Annotated in this window: 16 protein-coding genes and 1 pseudogene; 13 read left to right on the plus strand and 4 right to left on the minus strand. The window is 68.5% G+C overall.

Features of this window, described 5'->3' with window-relative positions; genetic code table 11:
• Complete coding sequence (locus tag P5F91_RS12285; RefSeq protein WP_145609650.1) at window positions 1–948, minus strand: LysR family transcriptional regulator; 948 nt, start codon at window positions 946–948, stop codon at window positions 1–3.
• Window positions 949–1,194: 246 nt separating this feature from the next.
• On the opposite strand from P5F91_RS12285, the gene P5F91_RS12290 reads away from it, so the two are divergent.
• The 6 genes and pseudogenes from P5F91_RS12290 to P5F91_RS12315 all read left to right on the plus strand — a co-directional run bounded on the left by P5F91_RS12290 (window position 1,195) and on the right by P5F91_RS12315 (window position 12,414).
• Window positions 1,195–4,134, plus strand: coding sequence for a TonB-dependent receptor domain-containing protein (locus P5F91_RS12290; protein ID WP_145609649.1), 2,940 nt, complete (start codon window positions 1,195–1,197; stop codon window positions 4,132–4,134).
• A gap of 149 nt (window positions 4,135–4,283) precedes the next feature.
• Window positions 4,284–5,129, plus strand: a pseudogene (locus P5F91_RS12295) (nucleoside hydrolase); the annotation flags it as partial.
• A gap of 101 nt (window positions 5,130–5,230) precedes the next feature.
• Complete coding sequence (locus P5F91_RS12300) at window positions 5,231–6,547, plus strand: NCS2 family permease (protein ID WP_277907291.1); 1,317 nt, start codon at window positions 5,231–5,233, stop codon at window positions 6,545–6,547.
• A gap of 29 nt (window positions 6,548–6,576) precedes the next feature.
• Complete coding sequence (locus tag P5F91_RS12305; RefSeq protein WP_277907292.1) at window positions 6,577–7,701, plus strand: adenosine deaminase family protein; 1,125 nt, start codon at window positions 6,577–6,579, stop codon at window positions 7,699–7,701.
• Window positions 7,698–9,017, plus strand: coding sequence for an MmgE/PrpD family protein (locus tag P5F91_RS12310; protein ID WP_277907293.1), 1,320 nt, complete (start codon window positions 7,698–7,700; stop codon window positions 9,015–9,017). The genes P5F91_RS12305 and P5F91_RS12310 overlap by 4 nt, the downstream gene beginning before the upstream one ends.
• A gap of 175 nt (window positions 9,018–9,192) precedes the next feature.
• On the plus strand, window positions 9,193–12,414 hold the full coding sequence (locus tag P5F91_RS12315) for a VIT domain-containing protein (protein WP_277907294.1): 3,222 nt from the start codon (window positions 9,193–9,195) through the stop codon (window positions 12,412–12,414).
• Here P5F91_RS12315 and P5F91_RS12320 read toward each other — a convergent pair whose 3' ends face one another.
• Window positions 12,415–13,488, minus strand: a complete 1,074-nt coding sequence (locus P5F91_RS12320; protein WP_277907295.1) for an SDR family oxidoreductase — start codon at window positions 13,486–13,488, stop codon at window positions 12,415–12,417.
• Between the two features lie 119 nt (window positions 13,489–13,607).
• Here P5F91_RS12320 and P5F91_RS12325 point away from each other — a divergent pair, with 119 nt between their 5' ends.
• The 4 genes from P5F91_RS12325 to P5F91_RS12340 all read left to right on the plus strand — a co-directional run bounded on the left by P5F91_RS12325 (window position 13,608) and on the right by P5F91_RS12340 (window position 15,406).
• The gene (locus P5F91_RS12325; protein WP_145609642.1) at window positions 13,608–13,994 is read left to right on the plus strand and encodes a winged helix-turn-helix transcriptional regulator; all 387 of its coding nucleotides are present in this window, start codon (window positions 13,608–13,610) and stop codon (window positions 13,992–13,994) included.
• A 239-nt stretch (window positions 13,995–14,233) separates the two neighbouring features.
• Entirely contained in the window at window positions 14,234–14,614 is a 381-nt protein-coding gene (locus P5F91_RS12330) for a nuclear transport factor 2 family protein (RefSeq protein WP_211106862.1), read from the plus strand.
• A gap of 49 nt (window positions 14,615–14,663) precedes the next feature.
• On the plus strand, window positions 14,664–15,023 hold the full coding sequence (locus P5F91_RS12335; protein ID WP_277907296.1) for an ArsC family reductase: 360 nt from the start codon (window positions 14,664–14,666) through the stop codon (window positions 15,021–15,023).
• A 188-nt stretch (window positions 15,024–15,211) separates the two neighbouring features.
• Complete coding sequence (locus tag P5F91_RS12340) at window positions 15,212–15,406, plus strand: hypothetical protein (protein WP_145609640.1); 195 nt, start codon at window positions 15,212–15,214, stop codon at window positions 15,404–15,406.
• Between the two features lie 137 nt (window positions 15,407–15,543).
• On the opposite strand, the gene P5F91_RS12345 is transcribed toward P5F91_RS12340, so the two are convergent.
• The gene (locus tag P5F91_RS12345) at window positions 15,544–16,644 is read right to left on the minus strand and encodes a hypothetical protein (protein ID WP_277907297.1); all 1,101 of its coding nucleotides are present in this window, start codon (window positions 16,642–16,644) and stop codon (window positions 15,544–15,546) included.
• 783 nt (window positions 16,645–17,427) lie between these two features.
• Between P5F91_RS12345 and P5F91_RS12350 the strand changes: the two genes are divergently transcribed.
• On the plus strand, window positions 17,428–17,592 hold the full coding sequence (locus P5F91_RS12350; protein ID WP_186454627.1) for a hypothetical protein: 165 nt from the start codon (window positions 17,428–17,430) through the stop codon (window positions 17,590–17,592).
• Between the two features lie 65 nt (window positions 17,593–17,657).
• Here P5F91_RS12350 and P5F91_RS12355 read toward each other — a convergent pair whose 3' ends face one another.
• Window positions 17,658–18,608, minus strand: coding sequence for an ROK family protein (locus P5F91_RS12355; protein ID WP_277907298.1), 951 nt, complete (start codon window positions 18,606–18,608; stop codon window positions 17,658–17,660).
• 238 nt (window positions 18,609–18,846) lie between these two features.
• Here P5F91_RS12355 and P5F91_RS12360 point away from each other — a divergent pair, with 238 nt between their 5' ends.
• Window positions 18,847–19,560 (plus strand): hypothetical protein, encoded by a 714-nt coding sequence (locus P5F91_RS12360; RefSeq protein WP_277907299.1) that lies wholly within the window; start codon window positions 18,847–18,849, stop codon window positions 19,558–19,560.
• Window positions 19,561–19,749: 189 nt separating this feature from the next.
• Window positions 19,750–20,082, plus strand: coding sequence for a hypothetical protein (locus tag P5F91_RS12365; RefSeq protein ID WP_186454626.1), 333 nt, complete (start codon window positions 19,750–19,752; stop codon window positions 20,080–20,082).
• The last annotated feature ends 338 nt before the right edge of the window (window positions 20,083–20,420 follow it).

The raw sequence follows: 20,420 nt of genomic DNA on the forward strand, positions 1-20,420 counted from the left end.
TCAGGGCAGGCGGTTGGCCGCCAGCTTGTCGCGCAGCTTGGCCGTCAGCCTCTGCGCGAATTCCACGCCGCGCGGATGCTCCTCCCGCAGTTGCGGGCGGTGCAGCAGGCGTAGCTGGCGGCGCACGGTGGGACCGTCCAGGCGGATGCGCCGCAGGCGGTCCTCGGGGAAGCCCAGGGTGTACAGCCAGGGCATGACCCCGATGGCCAGGCCGCTCAGCACCAAGCCGTAGAGCGAGTTGACCTGGTCCACGCGGTAGCGGGTGGACGGCGCCAGATCGTTCTGTTGCAGGGCGGCCGAGGTCAGCTCGCCGATGCTGCCGCCGGCGAAATGCACGATCTCCTGCCCGGCCAGGGCGCGCCACGGCAGGCGGTCGTGGGCGGCCAGGGGATGGTCGGCGCGGGCCACCAGCAGCATCTCATCCTCGAACAGCGGCACGCCTTCCAGGTCGTCGTCGGGCAGGGCCTGCACCGTCACCACCAGGTCATAGGTGCCGCCGCGCAGGCCGCGGATCAGCTGGTCGGCGCGCCCGTCATGCAGGTGGGGGACGACCCCCGGCATGTCGCCCGCCAACTCGGCCAGCGAGGCGGCCACCGCCTCCATCGCCGTGGGGATGGCGCCGATGCGCACCGTGGCGATTTCCCGCCCCGCGACCTCATGCATGTCGCTGAAGGCGTTGGCCGCTGTGGTCAGCAACCGCTGGGCATGCGGCAGCAGCGAGATGCCCGCGTCGGTCAGCGTCACCTTATGCGTCGTGCGGTCGAACAGGCGGACGCCCAGGTGCGCCTCTATCTGGCGGATGCCGGCGCTGATGGCCGGCTGGGACACCGACATCTCCTCCGCCGCGCGGCAGAAGTTCCCCGTGCGCGCCAACTCCACGAAGAAGCGGAGCTGGCGCAGCGAGACGGGATTCTTCCAGGCGGGGGGCGCGTCGATGGTTCGGGACATGGCGGTTTTGTAATAAGGCAAAGTTATAAAAACATAAATGTAAAAACTTTCCCCTCTGAGGGGGCGCGCGTCATACTACATTCATAGTTCAGACGGGACGGGCCCAAACAGGGCAAGGAAGGTGGCGGGCAGCCGCCGGGTACCGCACGGACTGGACGGGCGACAGGCGGCAAGCCGCGCGCCACCTCGGGGGAGGAGCCGCCGACCGGGCAAGTGTCGGGCGCGAAAAAATCAGACGGGGGCTCCATGTCTATCAGCAGGAAGGCGCGTGCGCGCGCCGGGTGTTTCACCGCGACCATCGTCGCCATCGCCGCGGGGGCGGCCGGCACAGCCACGGCGCAGACCGCGTCCAGCGACACGGCGCTGACCGAGATCATCGTCACCGGCTCGCGCATCCGCAGCCCCGACGCCACCAGCGTCAGCCCCATCAGTACGGTCAGCGGCGAGGAGTTGCAGCAGCGCGGCGTGACGCGGGTCGAGGACCTGATCAACACCCTACCGCAGGCCTACGCCGACCAGGGCGCCGGCAACCGCGGCGGCACGGTGGGCGCCAGCGGCACCGCCACCATCAACCTGCGCAACCTGGGCAACCAGCGCACCCTGGTGCTGATCGACGGCCGCCGCCTGATGCAGGGCGACCCGGACCGCACGGCGGCGCAGGCGCCCGATATCAACAACGTCCCGGCGGCGCTGATCGAGCGCATCGATGTGGTCACCGGCGGCGCCTCCGCCGTCTACGGCTCGGACGCCCTGGCCGGCGTCGTCAACTTCGTCCTCAAGAAGGACTTCGACGGCGTCGAGGTCGACACCACCAACGGCTTCTACAGCCATACCAACAACAATCCCATCCGCGCCGTTTCGGCGGCGGCCAAGCAGGCCTATCCCGGCGGGGCCACCTTCGATGGGCCGCAGAACGACGTCTCAATCACCGCCGGCAAGAACTTCGCTGGCGGGCGCGGCAACATCACGGGCTTCTTCAGCTATCGCCATGCCGAAGGGGTGGGGACGTCGGACCGCGACTTCTCCATCTGCGGCTTGTCGGCCGGCGCCAGCGGCTATTCCTGCTCGCTGTCCAGCGCTACATACCCGGCCCAGTTCCAGCCGCTGAACCCCAAGACGGGGGCCGCGCGGGGCACCTACACGCTGGACGGCACCACCGGCAACACCCTGCGCACCTACAAGACGTCGGACGGCTTCAACAACGGCCCCACCTACGACCTGCAGTCGCCGGACCAGCGCTATAACCTGGACCTGTTCGGCCACTATGAATACGCGCCCGGCCACCAGGTCTATGGCGAGTTCATGTTCATGCGGGACGAGGCCGACATCCGACTGTCGCCCACCGCCGTGTTCAGCGTGGCGGAGAAGGTCAACTGCAACAACCCCTACCTGTCGGCGCAGGAGGTCAGCGTCTTCTGCACCACGGCGGGGTTGAGCACCGCCCAGACCGCCAACGTGGTGGTATCGGAACGCGACGTGCAGGCCGGCTCGCGCCACGACTACACCACCCACACCGCCTACCGCGGCGTGCTGGGGGCCAAGGGCGACATCAGTGACGACTGGCAGTACGACGTCTACGCCCAGTACGGCCGCACCAATTATGACTCGCGGCTGACTGGCGACATCTCGCTGTCCAACTTCGCCAACGCGCTGCAGGCCGTGACCAATTCCAGCGGCCAGATCGTGTGCAAGACCGGTGCTGCCGGCTGCGTACCCATCAACATCTTCGCCATCGGCGGCATCACGCCGGAGGCGCTGGGCTATGTGCAGCAGGATTTCTACCGCACCGGCTTCACCCAGGAAGTGGTGGCCAGCGGCGCCGTCACCGGCCAGCTGTCGGCCCTCACCAGCCCCCTGGCCCACAGCCCCCTCGGCGTGGCCTTCGGCACGGAATACCGCCGGGAGTCGATCGGCCTGACGCCGGACAGCCACTATTCCTCCAAGGACGTGGCGGGCAATTCGGGCGGTGAGTTCCCCATTTCCGGCGCCTTCGACGTGAAGGAGCTGTTCGCCGAGGTGACCGCGCCGCTGGTCCAGGACCGGCCCTTCTTCCACAGCCTGTCCCTGAATGCCGGCGCCCGCTATTCCGACTACAGCACCGCCGGAGACACCACCGCCTACAAGGCCGGCGGCGAGTGGGCGCCGGACACCGACATCCGTTTCCGGGGCAGCTTCCAGCGGGCGGTGCGCGCGCCCAACCTGGTGGAACTGTACGGGCCGCAACAAATCACCACCGCCAACCTGACCGATCCCTGCGAAGGCGCCCATCCCACCGCCAGCCTGGCGGCCTGCCAGGCCTCCGGCGTGACGGTTGCCCAGTACGGCAACATCGCCCCGGCGGCGGGGCAGAAGTCCGGCGCCATGATCGGCGGCAACCCGGGCCTGAAGCCGGAAGAGTCCAACACGGTGTCGTTCGGGACCCAGATCACCCCGTCCTTCCTGCCGGGCGTGACGCTTACCGCCGATTATTTCGATATCGATGTGAAAAAGCTGATCTCGACCGTGCCGGCCACGATCGAACTCAGCCAGTGCATCGCCACCGGCACCTTCTGCAACCTGGTGGTCCGCAACCCCACCACCGGCTCGCTGGTCACCAGTGGCTATGTCGTCACCACCTATATCAACGCCGGCTACCTCGACACTTCGGGCGTCGATTTCTCGCTCTCGGCCAAATACGACGTGGCCGACCTGATCGGGGTGAACGGCCTGGGCCGGGTGGGGCTGAACTTCTCGGGCACCTTCACCGACAAGTATGAGATCCAGGTGCTGCCCAACACGCCGTCCTACCGCTGCGAGGGCTATTTCGGCGTCACCTGCGGCATGCCCATCCCCAAATGGCGCCACCGCATGGTGGTGGACTGGACCCTGCCGGACGGCCTGGACCTGATGGCCACCTGGCGCTACATCGGCGGCACCCGTAACGACAAGTCCAGCAGCGCCGTCTACCTGGCTGGCGCCTACCAGCCCTATGACGCCACGCTGCCCAGCGTCAGCTACCTGGACTTGGGCGTGTCGCTGGCCCTGACCGACGACATCAGCCTGCGGATGGGCGTCAACAACGTGTTCGACAAGGACCCGCCTGTAACCGCCAGCACCGGCGGCCAGGTTTCCAATGGCGCTTTCTACAGCGGCATCTACGATGCCCTGGGGCGCTATGTCTTCACCAACGTCAGCGCGCGGTTCTGATGGGGTCATCGATGAAGCTCGTTCATGCCGCGCGCGCCGCCGCGCTGGTGCTCTCCCTGGGTGCTACGGTTCCGGCCGCCGCGTCCGACAAGACCCTGATCTATTTCGACAATGATTTCCTGGGGCCTGGCCAGAGCAACATCCAGGCGATGATCCCGCTGCTGCGGGACCCCAAGGTCGAGCTGTTGGGGGTGGGCGTCGTCACCGGCGATGCCTGGCTGCAGGAGGAGACGCGGCACCTGCTGCGTTTCCTGGAGATCGCCGGCCGGCCGGACGTTCCGGTGGCCAAGGGGGCGGAGATGCCCCTGCTGCGCACCCAGGGCGAGATGCGGGCGTGGGAACAGCGCTACGGCGCCATCCCGTGGAAGGGGGCGTGGAACGCGCCGCGCCCGGGCCGGAGCTATCATCCCGACGACCCGGCGCTGGTGCCACCCCTGCCCGAGGGCGAACCCCAGGTCGCGGCGGTGCCGGAAGACGCGGCGCACCTGCTGATCAGCCAGGTGCGGGCCCACCCGGGCGAGGTGATGGTGATCACGGCCGGACCGCTGACCAATATCGCCCTGGCGCTGCGCCTGGCGCCCGACCTGCCGGCGCTGGCCAAGGAGATCGTGATCGAGGGTGGTGGGCTGGATTTGGCGGTGGCCCGGGTCACCGGCAACACCGACTACGCCACCGACTTCAATTTCCTGTTCGATCCCGAGGCGGCGCACATCGTGCTGACTGCGCCGTGGAAGAAGATCACCGTCATGGGCAACGTCACCGGCAGTGTGAAGGTGACGCCGGAGCTGGTGGGGCAGGTGGTATCCGCCGGCACGCCGCTGGCCCGCTATTTCCATGACTACGCCAAGGTCGGCCAGCCGCTGTGGGATGAGCTGACCGCCGCCGTCGCCATCGACCGCTCCCTGGTCACGGAGGAGCTGGTGGCCCGCATGGACGTCGACCTGCTGCCGGGGCCGGCCTATGGCACCGCGCAGATCTGGAAGGACGAATTTGCCCCGCACCAGGGCGAGCAGACGGTGCACATCGTGCAGAAGGTGGACACCGCGCGTTTCCTGTCCGCATTCACCGCCCAGGCCAGGCAATGAGGACCCCGGCGATGAAGGCGCTGCTCGATCGCCGCTTCCACCTCGCGGCGCGCGGCACCAGCGTGGGGCGCGAGGGCGTGGCTGGCCTCACCGCCTTCATGGCGGCGGCCTACCTGATCGTGGTGATCCCGTCGCTGCTGTCCAGTGGCGGCATGGATCGCGGGGCCGCCACCACCGCCGCCATCGTCGTCATGGCCGTGGGCAGCCTGTTCATGGGCCTGTACGGGAACCTGCCCTTCATCGTCGGGCCGGGCCTGGGCGGGTCGGCCATCCTGGGCATTACCCTGGCGCAGACCGAGCACATTCCCTGGCCGGCGGGCCTGGGCATCGCCCTGCTGTCGGGTGTCCTGTTCCTGGTGATGACCCTGACGGGTGCGCGCACCCTGGTGATGCGGCTGGTGCCGGCCCCCATCAAGCTGGGCTTGGGGGCGTCGCTGGGCCTGTTCATCGCCCTGCTGGGCTGCCGCGACGCCGGCATGGTGGCGCTGAACGCCAAGAGCATTTCGCTGTCGCTGGGGGATTTCAGCCAGCCGGGGCCCATCGTGACCCTGACCGGCCTGGGCGTCGCCGTGGCCCTGCAGGCACGCCGGCTGCCGGGCGCCATGCTGGCGGGCATCGTGGCGGCGACGCTGGCGGGCATCCCGCTGGGGCTGACGGTGCTGCCGTCCTCCCTCGTGGCCTTGCCCCGGTCCTTCCAGCCGATCTTGTTCCAGGTCGATATCGCCAGCGCCTTTTCGCTGACGGCCTTGCCCTATCTGTTCGCCTTTTTCGCGGGGGAATTCTTTTCCACCCTGGGCACCACGTTGGCCGTGGGCGCCAAGGCGTCGCTGACCGATGAGCATGGCAACCTGCCGGGCATCGAGCGACCCTTCCTGGTTGATTCCGTGATGGCGACCCTGGGGCCGCTGATCGGCATCCCGTCGGGCACGGCCCTGGTCGAATCCGCCGCCGGGGTGGAGGCGGGGGGCCGCAGCGGTCTGACCTCCGCCTGGGCGGCGCTGTGCTTCCTCGCCACCCTGCTGATCACGCCCCTTGTGATGGCGGTGCCCCGGCAGGCGACGGCGCCGGCCCTGATCCTGACCGGCCTGTCCATGTTCGGCACCATCCGCCACCTGGTGGCCGACGAGATCGCCGACCTGCTGCCGGCCCTGGTCATGGTGCTGGTCACCCTGGTCGCCAATAATTTCGGCACCGGCATCGCCGCCGGCATCCTGGCCTACGTCCTGGTGCAGATCCTTGCCGGGCGGGTGGCCCGCGTGCCCGTCGGGCTACTGATCCTGTCCGTTCCGCTCGGCTATTACTTCTATGTCGCCGCGACCCGGCATTGAGCCGCCGCGGCGCTTATCATGGGCCTTTCATGACCATTCCCATCACCGACACGCTTGCCACCGTGCCGCCGGCGCGGACCGGCCGCACGGTCACCGAGGCGCAGCGTGCCTTCTTCCGCGCCATGCCCAAGGTGGAGCTGCATTGCCACCTGTTGGGGGCGGTGCGGTCCCAAACCTTCGCCGACCTGGCCGCCAAGCACGGCGCGCCCATGAACGGGGCGGAGATCGAGGCCTTCTACCGGCGCGGGGCCAAGCCGGTGGGCGTCCTGCACGTGCTGCGCGCCCTGGAACGCCACCTGTTGCTGGAGCCGGACGACTTCCGCCGCATCGCCTACGAGTACCTTGAGGATGCGGCGGCGGAGAATGTGCGCCATGCCGAGTTCTTCTGGAACCCCACCGCCACCCTGCGCGACACCGGCCTGGCCTATCATGAGGTGCAGGCGGCCCTGGTCGCCGGCATCGCCGAGGCGGCGGCCGACCATGGCATCAGTGGCCTGCTGATCCCATCCATCGACCGTGAGGCCGACCCGGCCGCGGCGCTGGAGATGGTGGAACTGATGGCAGCCGCCCGCCATCCGCTGGTGCCCGGCATCGGCATCGATTATCGCGAGACGGACCGGCCGCCTGAACTGTTCGCCGAGGCCTATGCCCTGGCCCGCCGCCAGGGCCTGCGCCTCACCGCCCACGCGGGGGAGTTCGGCACGCCCTGGCACAACGTGGAAACCGTGGTCGATCGCCTGGGTGTGGACCGGGTGGACCACGGCTACAGCATCGTCGACAACCCCGACCTGATGCGCCGGTACGCCGACCGCCGAATGATCTTCACGGTGGTGCCGACCAACTCTTACTACCTGCGTACCCTGGCGCCGGAGCGATGGGCGGCAGAGCATCCCATCCGCCGCATGGCTGCCGCCGGCCTGGCCATCCACCCCAACACCGACGACCCGACCCTGCACCGGGTGAGCCCGGCGGGGGCGTGGGAGCTGATGTACAGCCACCTGGGCTTCGGCATTCCCGACCTGCGGAACATGATGACCGCCGGCATCGCCGGCAGCTGGGCCGACGCCGCGCAGCGGTCCGCCTGGCACGCCCAGTGGCCGGCGTTATTCGACACCCTGGCGGCGGGGTTGGATTGGGAACCCTCGGCCTTATGACCGGCGCCACCCTCCAGGTCATCCGCCTCAGCCGGGACGCCGCCGCGTCGGTGCCGCCGCAGACGGCGGCGATGGTCCGCCGCTGCATCCTGGACTGGTTCGGGCTGGCGATCGCGGGGGCGGACGAACCTGTCTCCCGCACGTTGCGGGCCCTAGCCCTGGCCGAAGGCGGGCGGGCGACAGCTACCGTCATGGGTGGCCGAGGCCAAAGCGTGAGCGTCCGCCAGGCGGCCTTCCTCAACGCCGTGGCGGGCCATGCGCTGGACTATGACGACGTCTCGCTGGCCATGCATGTCCACCCCACCACCGTCATCCTGCCGCCGCTGCTGGCGCTGGCGGAGGAGCGTGGGTTGGGGGGTGGGGCGGTGATGGCGGCCTTCGTCGCCGGATATGAGGCGGCGGGCATGATCGGGTGCTGGCTGGGGGCGGGTCCCTATGATCGTGGGTTCCACATGACCGGCACCCTGGGCGCCCTAGGGGCCGCCGCCGCCTGCGCGCACCTGCTGGGCCTGGATGAGGAGGCGACCGCCCGCGCCTACGGCCTGGCGGCGTCGCAGGCGGCGGGGCTGAAGGCGCAATTCGGCACCATGGCCAAGCCCATCCATGCCGGCCGAGCGGCCGAGGCCGGGCTGTGCGCCGCCCTGTGGGCTGAGGCAGGCATTTCCAGCCGCATCGACATCCTGGAGGCGCCCCAGGGCTATGCCGCCACCCAATCCGCCATCCCCGCCGGCCCCATCATTTGGGACGGCCATGAGCTGAACCGCAATTCCTTCAAGTACCACGCCTCCTGCTTCGGGACCCATGGCGCCATCGAGGCGATCGCAGCACTGCGCGCCCAGGGTTTGGAGCCAACGGATGTGCGGCAGGTCCGCCTGACCGTGGATGCCGGTGCCGACCGGATGTGCAACATCGCCGCCCCGGCGACGGGGACGGAGGCGAAATTCAGCCTGCGTTTCGTCGCGGCCCTGGCCCTGTCGGGCGCGGATACCGGCAGGCCCGGGCTGTTCACCGATGCCGTGACGGCCCGGCCGGGTCTGGTCGCCCTGCGGGACCGGGTGACGGTGGCGTTCGGGCCCCGGGACTGGCCGGCCGACCTGACGGCGGTGGAGGTCACGTTGGCTGACGGATCGCGCCGCGAGGCGCGCTGCGACACCAGCCTGATCGGCGCCGATGACGACCGCCTGCGCGCCAAGTTCCTGCATTTGGCGGGCACGCTGCCGGACGGGCAGGCGCACCGCTTGGCCGACCAGGTGGCCGGCATCGAGGCCGTGACGGACGTGCGGGCGCTGTGCCGCCTGGCACTGCGTGTAGGGTAGCGCAGAGGGCTGGCGCTTTTTCAACGAAGGGGCGAAAGGGGCCTTATGTCCGCCACATTCCGGCGTGCATGATCCTGGCAATCCTGTTCCACGATTCCGGGTGCCAAGTCCCGGGGTGGCGGCCTTGCGCGGTGGGGCGCGGGACCGTTACAGTATTGCATAAATGGGGGATGGAATGCGCGACAGGCTGATCGGGCGCTGGGGCATGGGTCGTGCGGTCTGGGTGCTGCTGACGCTGGCGGTCTTCCTGGGGCTGCTGTTCTGGGCGCGCACGGGTGGGGCAGCACCAGCACCGGCCCGGACCTATAGTCCCGAATTGGTCGCCCGCAATTATATGGCGCCCGGGGGCGCCCAGCCCACCCATGCGCTGACCATCGGCAACCTGGACATCACGGTGAAGATCATCGGCGGGGTGGCGCACACCACGCTGTCGACCACCTTCGCCAACCCCACCGCAGCGGCCGTGGAGGGCGATTTCACCCTGGACCTGCCGGCGGGCTCCATCGTCACCGGTTATGCGCTGGACGTGAACGGCCAGATGGCCGACGGCGTGCTGGTGGCCAAGCGCGCCGCCACGCTGGCCTATCAGAAGCAGGTGCGGCGCGGCGTCGATCCCGGCTTGGCGGAGGTGACGCGCGACAACGCCTTCCGCACCCATGTCTTTCCCATCTTCCCCAACCGGGGCCGCATCGTGCGGGTTGAGTTCGCCACCCCCATCGGCACGGACCAGCCCTATACCTTGCCACTGGTGACCTTGGACCCGGTGGCCAAGGTCAACCTGCTGGTCATCGATGTGGACGCCGCCGCCGCGCCTGCCCTGGCGGGGCCGGATGGGCTGGACCTGCGCTGGGCCCCCGGCACGGGTGGGTTGGAAGCGCGGGCCAGCGCCAGCGGCGTCACCCTGGGCGGCGCCCTGACCATCGGGGGCATGCCGCCGGTGGCCCCGGTGGTGCTGACCCGGCATCACAGCGGCGATACGTTTTTCGAGGTGAACGCAGCCGTGCCCGGCGGCGTTAATGGCGGCGCCAAGCCCACCGGCCGTGTGCGCGTCTATTGGGACCGGTCGCTGTCGCGGCAGGACGCGGCGCCGGCGGAACTGGAGCTGTTGCAGCGCTATCTGGCGGCGATCGGCCCGAAGGTGGTGGATGTGGTGCTGTTCGCCGACGACACGCCGCGCGTGCTGTCGTTCGGCAGCGCCACGGCGGCGGACGAGGCGATGGGCGCCCTGCGGGCCGTGAGCTACGGCGGCGCCACCTCCCTGCAAGGGGTGCTGAAGGCCGCGCCGGCACCGGCCGACGCCTGCCTGTTCTTCTCCGACGGGCGGGTGACCCTGGATGCCTATCAGGCGGAGCGGGTGAACTGCCCGCTGTTCACCCTGTCCAGCGGCGCCGGTGCCGACCACGGCTTCCTGGCGGCGCTGGCCCGCAAGTCGGGCGGGGAGCATCTCGATTTGCGGGCGCGGGGCGTGGACGCCGTGCTCGCCCGCCTGACCAGCCCGGCCAGCCGCGCCATCGACGTGAAAGCGGCGGACGGCACGGCGCTGGACTTCACGGTGCTGCCGGCGGCACCCGATTGGGTGCGCGTCGTCGGCCGGGCCCCGCCGTCGCTGGGCGCCGTCAAGGTGACACTGGCCGACGGACGCGGCCTGTCCTTCGACCTGGACGATTTGCCAACGGCGGCGGACGACGCCCTGGGCGCCCTGTGGGCCGCCGACCGCGTGGCGGAGATGACGGCGTCCGACCGGCCGGACCAGAAGGCGGCCGTGGGTTTCGCCCGGCGCTACGGCGTCGCCGGCGGCGGTGCCGTCTTCCTGGTGCTGGAGCGGCTGCAGGACTATGTCGACGCCGACATCGCCCCGCCTGACAGCCTGGGCAAGGATCTGCAGAACCAGTTCGCCGCGGCGCAGGCCCGTGCCCAGCAGATCAAGGACATCGCCGCCGCCAACCGGCTGGGGCAGGTGGTCACCGCCTGGCAGGAGCAGAAGGACTGGTGGGCTGGCCGCAAGCCCGCACCGCCGCCGGCTGTTCCACCGCCCCCGGCACCATCCCGCCGAGAGAGCCCGCCGCCGCCGCACATCATCCAGGACACCACCACGGTTCGGTCGCCGCCGCCCGTGGCGAACTCGATAACCACGGCCAAGCCGCCGATTGTGGCGCCGCCGCCGGCCCCCATCGCGGCGCCACCCGCCCCGCCACCACAGGCGGTGCAACCACCGGCTTTCGCACCGCCTGTGGAGGTCAACATCGAGGCACCGCCGCCGCCGGTGATGGCGCCCCTCTCATCGGTCGGGCCCACGCCCAGAGCACCCATCGCCGGCCGCGCAGCGGACCAGGTGGTCGTTACCGGCAGCCGCGCGAATGGCCAATCCGGTGGCGGCCAGTCCGGTGGCGACAGCGCCGGCGCCATCGAGGTGGCGCCTTGGGACCCCAACCGTCCCTATATTCGCGAGATCAAGGAGCATCTGGCCGATGCCGAGGAGTTCCGGGCGGCGGTCACTGCCCAGGCCGCCCGGTACGGCAGCCTGCCGGCCTTTTACCTGGATGTGGCGGAGCTGCTGTTCCGCAACGGCAAGGCGGCCGAGGCGGCGTCCATGGCCCTGAGCGCCCTGGAACTGCCCAGTGCCGACACCGGCACCCTGATCATCGTGGCCGACGATCTGATGCGCTTCGGGCAGGAGGACCGCGCCATCTGGCTGTATGAGAAGGTGCTGTACCTGGACGGCGACCGGCCGCAGCCCCGGCGCAGCCTGGCCCTGGCGCTTATCGAGCGCGCGGAACGGGCGGCCAAGCGCGGCGTTCCGGCGGCGTCGGTGCGGGCGGATTACGAACGGGCCATGCGGCTGCTGAACGAGGTCATCACCCGCATCTGGTCGCCGGCCTACAACGGCATCGAGATGGTGGCCCTGATGGAGGCCAACCGCATCCTGCCGCGCCTGGAAAAGCTGGGCGTGCGCGCCATCCCGCTGGACCCGCGCCTGCGGGACAAGCTGGACGTGGATCTGCGTGTGGTCCTGGAATGGAACGTGGACGCCACGGACATGGACTTGTGGGTGGATGAGCCCTCGGGCGAGCGCGCCATCTACAACCATCCCCGCACCGCCATCGGCGGCCGGCTGTCGCACGACATGACCCAGGGCTATGGACCGGAGGAGTATCTGCTGCGCCGGGCGCCGGACGGCGAATACACCATCAGCGCCAACATCTACCGCACCGATCGCCTGAACCCGAACGGGCCCATCACCGTGCGTGCCCATCTCTACCGCAACTACCAGCGGGTGGCGGAGGAGGTGCAGGTGATGCAGATCGAGCTGAAGCCGGGCGAGGATGGCACGCGCGTGGTGGGCCGGGTGACCGTGGGAGGCGGTGGGGCCGCGGTGGGCGCGTCGCAAGGGCCCTGATCAGGGGATCAGCCGGTGGGCCCGCAGCTCGCCGAACAAATCAAAGAAGGCGTCATCCGTGGCCTGGTAGTCGGTGAAGCCCAGGCGCCGGCTTTTGGACATGTCGGTCACCACCTCGATGGGACGGCCCAGGTCGGCGTCCGTGTGCCAGGGACTTGCCAGGCGGGCGAGGTCGGGCTCCACCAAGCCACGGCGCTGGGCCAGCGCGGCCCACAGGGGCGCGTCGTCCGCCATCTGCCGTTCCAGGGGCAGGATGCCGCCCGCGTCCTCTGCCGTAAAGGGCGCGGGTTCCAGCCCAAACCATTGGGCAATGCGGGTCCACATCCATTTCCAACGGAAGATGTCGCCGTTGACAACGTTGAAGGCCTGGTCGACGGCCCCCGGCGTGGTGGCCGCCCACAGCAGGTGGCGGGCCAGAAGACGGGCATCCGTCATGTCGGTCAGGCCGTGCCACTGGACGGGCGACCCGGGGAAGTGGAAGGGCCGCCCCGTCTCGCGGCATAGGGTGGCGTAGGCCGCCAGGGTGGTGCCCATGTTCATGGCGTTCCCCACCGCCTGGCCGATGATGGTGTGCGGGCGATGCACGCTCCAGCGGAAGCCGTCGCGCGCGGCGGCGGCGAACACCTCATCCTCCTGGGCGTAATAGAAATTGTCCACGTCCAGCCGGCCCTGATCTTCCCGGAAGGGTGTCTGGGGCAGGACACCCCTGCCGTAGGCCTCGAACGGTCCCAGGTAGTGCTTCAGCCCCGTCACCAGGCCCACGTGCCGCACCGTCCCGGCGGGGCGCACGGCGTCAAGCACGGCGCGCACCATGGCGCTGTTGACGCGGATATTCTCCGCCTCCGTCGCCTGCCGGCTCCAGATGCAGAGGAAGACATGGGATGGGCGGATGGAGGCGAGCGCCCGGGTCAGGCCATTCCCATCCCGCAGGTCCGCCGTCACCGGTGTCACGCCGAGCTGGGTGGTCGCATGGCGTGACAGGCCGGCCACCTGCCACCCTTCCTTTACCAGCAGGGACGCCAGCGCCCTGCCCACGATGCCGGTGACACCGACCACCAATGCCGACTGTGTCATGTCCCAAGTTCCGTTTCCTGCGGGCGCGTTTCCTGCTAACGGAAGGCAGGCTAGGCCGATGCGCCCAGGGCGTCCAGACGGCACCAAATGGGGACATAGGCACCAGAAGGTATCCAGCGATGATGAGTGGGACCCCGGAGGACGATTGGCGGGAAGATTGCGCGCCACGTCGCGTGATCGAAATCTTCGCCACCAAATGGACCAGCATGGTCTTGCACACGCTGTACGCCCTGCACGACGGCCGTGCCCGCGCCGGCGTGCTGCACCGCAGCCTGCCCGGCATTTCCAAGAAGATGTTGACGCAGACCCTGCGTGAAATGGAGGAAAGCGGGCTGCTGGAGCGGCGGGTGCACGACACCCTGCCTCCCAGCGTGGACTACGGTTTGACGGCACTGGGCAGCCGCTTCGTGGAACCGGTGGAGATGTTGTACGATTGGGGCCGCCGCAACGCCGACGCGCTGGACGCCCTCAAGCCCCGCGCCACCTCTCGCCGGCGCGCCGGCTAGCGTTTCCCTTTAGCAGCAGGCTGCCGGCCGCACAGGCCAGACATCCATGTACAACACCCCGCCGGCGCCAGCGGCGCCGTTTCCACCTGGGCCATGCCGGTATCCATCCATTGTTGATGATCCCGTCAGAGGCATTTCGAGGCGGGTGGGGAATGGGCGGCATGCCGAATACGGACGACGGACGGACGGCGTGATGCCTGATAAGGATGATCTCATCCTTCTCCTTCAGGAGCGCCACCATGCCCCCGCCCATGTCCTCTTCGACCTTGACGCCCGAGCAGGTGGTGGATGGCCAGTTGCGCGCCTACAATGCCAAGGATATCGACGCCTTCATGGCCTATTGGGCCGAGGACGCGCGCGTCTACCAGCATCCCGATACCCTGCTGGCCCGCGGGATGGATGAGATTCGGGCGCGCCATCTTATCCGGTTCCAGGAACCCAACCTGCACGGTCGTCTGCTGCACCGCATGGCGGTGGGCGGCACTGTGGTGGATCATGAGATGGTGACCCGGGCGTTTCCGGAAGGCCCCGGCACGGTGGAGGTCATCGGCATTTATGAAGTGACGGATGGCCGCATCAGCCGCGCCTGGTTCACCTTGGGAACGCCTGTATTAAGCTGAAAGAATTCCGCATTTCCGCATTACTGCATCAATTAAGGAAACCTGGGCCGTGGCCGTCACCCTCTATGGCATCAAGAACTGCGACACCATGAAGAAGGCCCGCGACTGGCTGGCCCGGCGCGGCATCGACTATGCCTTTCATGACTACAAGGCCGTGGGTATCGACCAAGCCCGGCTGCAGGCGTGGTGCGCCGCGCTGGGCTGGGAAACGGTGCTGAACCGGGCAGGCACCACCTTTCGGGCGTTGCCGGACGCCGACAAGCAAGACCTGGACGCCATCAAGGCGGTGGCCTTGATGGCGGCCCAACCGTCCATGATCAAGCGCCCGATTCTGGAGCTGGATGGCGTGGTGATGGCCGGTTTCAAGCCCGAGCGGTATGAGGAGGCGTTCGCCCGCGTTGGGCGCTGAACCCATTCCTGGGGGCTTGGGCATGATCCAGCCCCCAGGGATTGAATGTTCTCAAGGCGAGTCCAAAAAAGGAACATGATGAGAACATTTCCGCTTGTGGTTCCTGGAACGTTCTGGCAACACTAAGCCCATGAACAGCCGGGCGTGAAAGTACGCCGGCTCCGGATAGACAAACGGTGGAGGGGTAAATGGCGTACATTGCGGTCCATGACACGATGCACGGTGTCGGCTTTGCCCCGAAATCCACGCTGCTGCGTCGCCGGGCGCTGAGCCGGGCCGGCGCCAATGGCGGTCGTCTGGTGCGGGATTTCCTGGCGCTGGCCAGCCTGTTCGCCACCCTCTATGGCGCCGTGCTGATCCTGGGCGCCACCATGGGCGGCTGACGCCGTCACCCTTTCATGGGCTGCCGTTCCTTGAGCGGCGGTCCAAATGCAAACACCCCGCCCGAGAAGACCCGGGCGGGGTGTTTTCACATCCAATGCTCGCGGGCGCTGAAAGCCGGGGCATAAGCCCCGAGCCTTCAGCGGCGCTGGGCGCGGTGATAGGGGATGGGGATGGGCCGGGCCGCATGTTCTTCCTTGCGGCTGGCCGACATCTCGATCTCCATGCGGGCGATCACCTTGCGCAGCTCATGCAGCGCGTCGGTCAGGCCCTGCATGCCGCCTTCGGGATTGGCCTTCCAGGCGGTATAGGCCTCGGCGCTGCGCTGCGCGGCCGCGATCATGCGCTGGTCGGCCGGTTCCGTCGGCGTCTCGGCCGCCTCCAGGCGGGCGGCGTTGCGCTGCTGCTGGCGGTAGGGATATTCCGAACCCACCGGACGGTCACTGTTGTAGGGGCGGTCCAGCAACTGGTCCATGCTGTCGGTGTCGACCGGCGCGCGGTTGCCCTGGCGATCGCCGTAGGGACGCTGGCCCTGGCTGACGGCCGGCGGCTGGCTGCGTTCCTGGGCGGCATTGGCAACGGCGGCGCCGGTCAGGGTGCGGCGCTCCCCCCGCTGCGGACGATCACCGAACCGGTCGCCCCGGGGCTGTTCCCCTTCGGCGCGGTCGCCCCGCGGTTCACGCTCCGGACGGCCTTCGCGGCCCTCGTGGGAACGACCTTCCTGGGAGCGGCCCTCGTGCGAACGAATAGGACGTTCGCCACGGGGGCCGCGCTCGCCGGCGGCGCGCGGGGCGCGCTGCGGCTGCTCGACGACGGGAGCGGCTGCCACGGGGGCGGCCTCCACGGCGGCGGGGGCCGCCTGGGGGGCTGCTGGCGCTTCCGTCACCACCGGCTGCTCCAGCGGCAAGGCCGGGGCGGGAGCCGCGGGGGCCTCCACCTTCGGCGTGCGGGCCGGTTTGGGTGCGGGGGCTGCCTCCACGGCCGGTGCGGGGGCGTCGCCGCCTTCGCCGGGCTGCGCCGTCTCGGCCTTGCGCACGATATAGGAAATAGCGCTGGGCGTGCAGTCGAACTCGCGGGCGATGGCCGACAGCGTGGCGCCGGCGCGATACCGTTCCAGAATGGACGGCCAGGCCGATTGCGGAATGCGACCGCGCCGCTTGGGGGCGTCGCCGTCGGCTTCCTTCTCCACGCCTTCCTGGTTCTGGATATCGCTAGGCTGCCACAGGGGCTCTTGGGTCATGTCTGTCACACATCATTCAAAAGGCCGGCAGCCGAACGATGGGGGGCTGACCCGGCGGTCACGGACGGGTGTTGCAAGGCGCGCCGTCGACACGGGCCAAAGCCGGCCGTAGCGGCACCCCTGATGTCGCCGCCGCTTTTTACAACGACGGACCACATCTTTTAAAAGCGATATTCAAAACCCCTAAGTATTCCGACGTCTTTTCAAGCAAAGACCAGGATACCGACGCGGCGCCACACGGATTTACGCCCGGAGGGCGACGACGCAAGGTTTATGAAAATCCAGTTGAACTGAAGTGCCGGGTCGCCGTTGCGAATGTCCGCCAGGGCTGGCCGGTGACACCCAAGTCCTGACCTTTATTTAAAAGAAAATCCTTGGACTGCAAGCGTTGATTCCATCGTCATCGCTCTTTTTTAAAAACCTCATTCGCCGACTCGCCGGCGGCCCCCCGGATGGCTGTGCCGACGGCTGTGTCGACAGGCCCCCGGCCTAGGCGGAATGGAGGGCGCCTTACCCGGAAAGCCAGAGTCCCCGGGCATTTCGGTGCCGGGGGGAGCTGCACATCGCCGCCACCGTCTTTATTGAGCCCGGTCCCCCGCGACTCAGGGGCCCTGTTCCGGCCCGCCTTGCTGTCCGGCGGTGGCGCTGCTATGCCCATGATCCATGGCCAAGCGATCCGCACCCTCCCGTTCCGCTGCATCCGCCCGTCAAAGCGGCCGCCCTCCGAAGAGCACCCGCCGCAGGGCAGGCTTGACCCGCAAGGCGCCGCCCGCGGCCCCGCCGATGTCCGTTCGTATCACGCCCCGGGCCCGCTGGCATATGGCGGCCGCCGCCCAGGTGATCGCCGGCGCGGTGCTCATCCTGGCCTCGCCCGCGCTGTGGGCGGCCATCCTCGCCCTGCTGCTGTTCGCGACGGCGGCCGGTACCCTGATCTGGGCACGTCGCTAGGCCTGACCGTCCTCTCCAAAGACGGGCCCCCAACATGCCCCAGGTCGGGCCGGCCGGCGTTAAGGTCAGCGTTGGAGGGGCCAAAGCCAGGCGGCGCCGCGCACGCCGCTGGAGTCGCCATGCCGCGCCGGACGGATGGGTGTGGTGACATCGGGGGAGAAGCACCAAGCCGCCAGCCGCCGCGGCAGGCGCTCATAAAGATGGGTCATGTTGGACAGGCCGCCGCCCAGGATAATGACGTCCGGATCCAACAGATTGACCACGCCGGCCAGCCCGCGCGCCAGCCGGTCGACATGGCGGTCCAGGGCCGCCTGCGCCGGGCCGTCGCCGCTCGCGGCCATGGCGGCCACCTCCACAGCTGCCAGGACGCGGCCGGTGGCGCGGGCGTGGTCGTCGGCCAGCCCGGGCCCGGAGACCCAGGTTTCCAGGCAGCCCCGACGGCCGCAGTAACAGGTGGGGCCCGGCCGTTCGTCCTCCATGCGAGTCCCCAGCCCGGGCTTCTCACCAGGTGCATCCGGCGGCTGCGGCCAGGGCAGGGGACTGTGGCCCCATTCGCCCGCAGCGGCGTGCCGGCCGGTGATGATGTGTCCATCCACCACCACGCCGCCGCCACAGCCCGTGCCGAGGATGGCGGCGAAGACGGTGCGGCAGCCGGCGCCGGCCCCATCGGCGGCTTCCGACAGGGCCAGGCAGTTGGCGTCATTTTGCAGCCGGACAGGCCGGCCGATGGCCGCCGCCAGGTCACGGTCCAGCGCATGGCCGTTCAGCCAGGTGGAATTGGCGTTCTTCACCAGGCCGGTGAGGGGGGACAGCACGCCGGGTATGCCCACGCCAACGCTGGCGGGCACCCGGATCTCCGCATCCAGCCAGGCGACAAGCCCGGCCACCGCGGCCAGGGTGGCGCCGTAATCGTCGCGGGGGGCGGGAATGCGGCGGCGGGCCAGCTCTTCCCCCTGGTCACCCAGGGCCAGCCCTTCGATCTTCGTCCCGCCCAGGTCGATGCCAATACGGGCCATGGCGTTCCTCATTTCCGTGGGACGGTCACGCCTGGACCCCGCCCTTATGGGCTAGGTCGCGCCCGACTCTTGCTCATGGTGGGCATGCAGGGCTAAAAGTACAAGATGTGGTGGATGCGGGGGCCTGATCGCGGGCGTTCCTCCTGGCCTTGACCGGCAAGGGGGATGTCTTCATGGGGATGTGCCGCGCCGCCGCCACGATGCCGATCGTTCCGATACTGATATGGATACCCGCGCCATGACGCGTGCCCGTTTGCTCGCCGCCCCCCTCCTGTCCCTTGCGCTGGCCGCCGCCGCTGTAAGCGCGCCGGCCTTCGCTGCCGACAAGACGACCCCGGCCAAGAAGGCCGCGGCATCCAAGAAGGCCGCACCGGAAAAGGCCGCCAAGACTCCCAAGCCGGCCAAGGTGTCGGGTCCCTGCTATTCCCCGGCGGAGTTTGATGCCGAACAGGCCATCCGCTACCACACCCGTCTGATGGTCATCGGCCTGACCTGCCAGCAGCTGGGCGGGAACTACGAAGGCCTCTATGTGCGCTACAAGAAGTTCACGCTGGCGCACAAGGCGCAGATCATCGCTTGGGAAGACTCGCTGATCGCCCACTACCGCAAGACGGCCAAGGGCAACCCCAACCGCGCGCTGGACACCCTGCGCACCCACTTGGCCAACGAAATGTCCCAGCACATCGCGGCCGTCTCCACCGATATCTACTGCGCCCAGCATGCCGACATGCTGGCCCAGGCTGAGCTGATGAGCGACGCCGACGTGGTGAAGACCGTCACCAACGATGCCGTCGTCCGCGTGTCGGAGCTGCCGCGCTGCGACCTGCCGCCGCCGGTCATGACCGCCGCCACGGCCGGTGATCGCATCACCGGCCCCACCCCCGCGGTCGCGATTCCCACTGCCGCCGCCACGAAGGATGCCGGCGGCGCCGCCAGTGGCGCGTCCCACTAACGTCAGCGCCACAGGTCATAAGGCCCATGCCCGAATTTCCGGGTGTGGGCCTAAGGGCCAGCCCAGGCGGGGGATAACAAAGGGCTGGTGACAAAGTAACGCTATGCCCATAAGCGTGGTGGAAATCGTAATGCTGGGGATTGTTTAATCCGCTCCGCAAGTCGGCGCCCTTCCCGTGAGGCGCGCCTGATGAAAGGAGAATGGGTTATGCCCAATAGAATAGCTCTCCACGAGGCTCTGGATATTATGCCCGCCGGTGGTGAGCCTATTGAATTTACGCCCACGCACGACCACGAAGCGAGTGCCGCGCGCCCGGCCCGGCAGGCGGCCTCGGCGCTGCCTGATCCGATGGCATATGTCATTGAAATCGACGAGGAAGCGGTAGGGTTGGTGACGGTGCATCCCGACGGCATGGCCTTCCACGCGGTTCACATGCGTGCCCAGGCCCTCGATGGGCAAGTCTTCGCCGACGCGGCGGCGGCCCGTGCTGCGGCAGAATCGGCATTTTACGGTCGTGAATGACATTGGGGCTAACTAAAGCCCTAGGACCGTGCAATATGCAAATGGCGGATGGCGCCTCCGCTACTTATGCAAACCGCGCCCCTTGAAAATTCCTGCCTCAGTTTAACCTCATTTCCATCCGATTAACGGCGTGTCCTGACGGGCCGAACGGCGTAGCTCACAAGGCTGGGTTGCTCCCCGTTCGGTGTTGAAGGATTGAATTAACTCAGGACGTTGTCTAACCCTGCCGTTCGGCGGGACAATCAAAGGCGCCACGTCCTGGCGCGAAGGGTAGTCTTAATTCAACCGAGGGTTCCTTTGGGGAGACGTACCCCTCGGTCAGAAGGAGGAGAAACGAC

The sequence above is a fragment of the Nitrospirillum amazonense genome, assembly GCF_029594735.1.
GTDB classification, from domain to species: Bacteria; Pseudomonadota; Alphaproteobacteria; order Azospirillales; family Azospirillaceae; genus Nitrospirillum; species Nitrospirillum amazonense.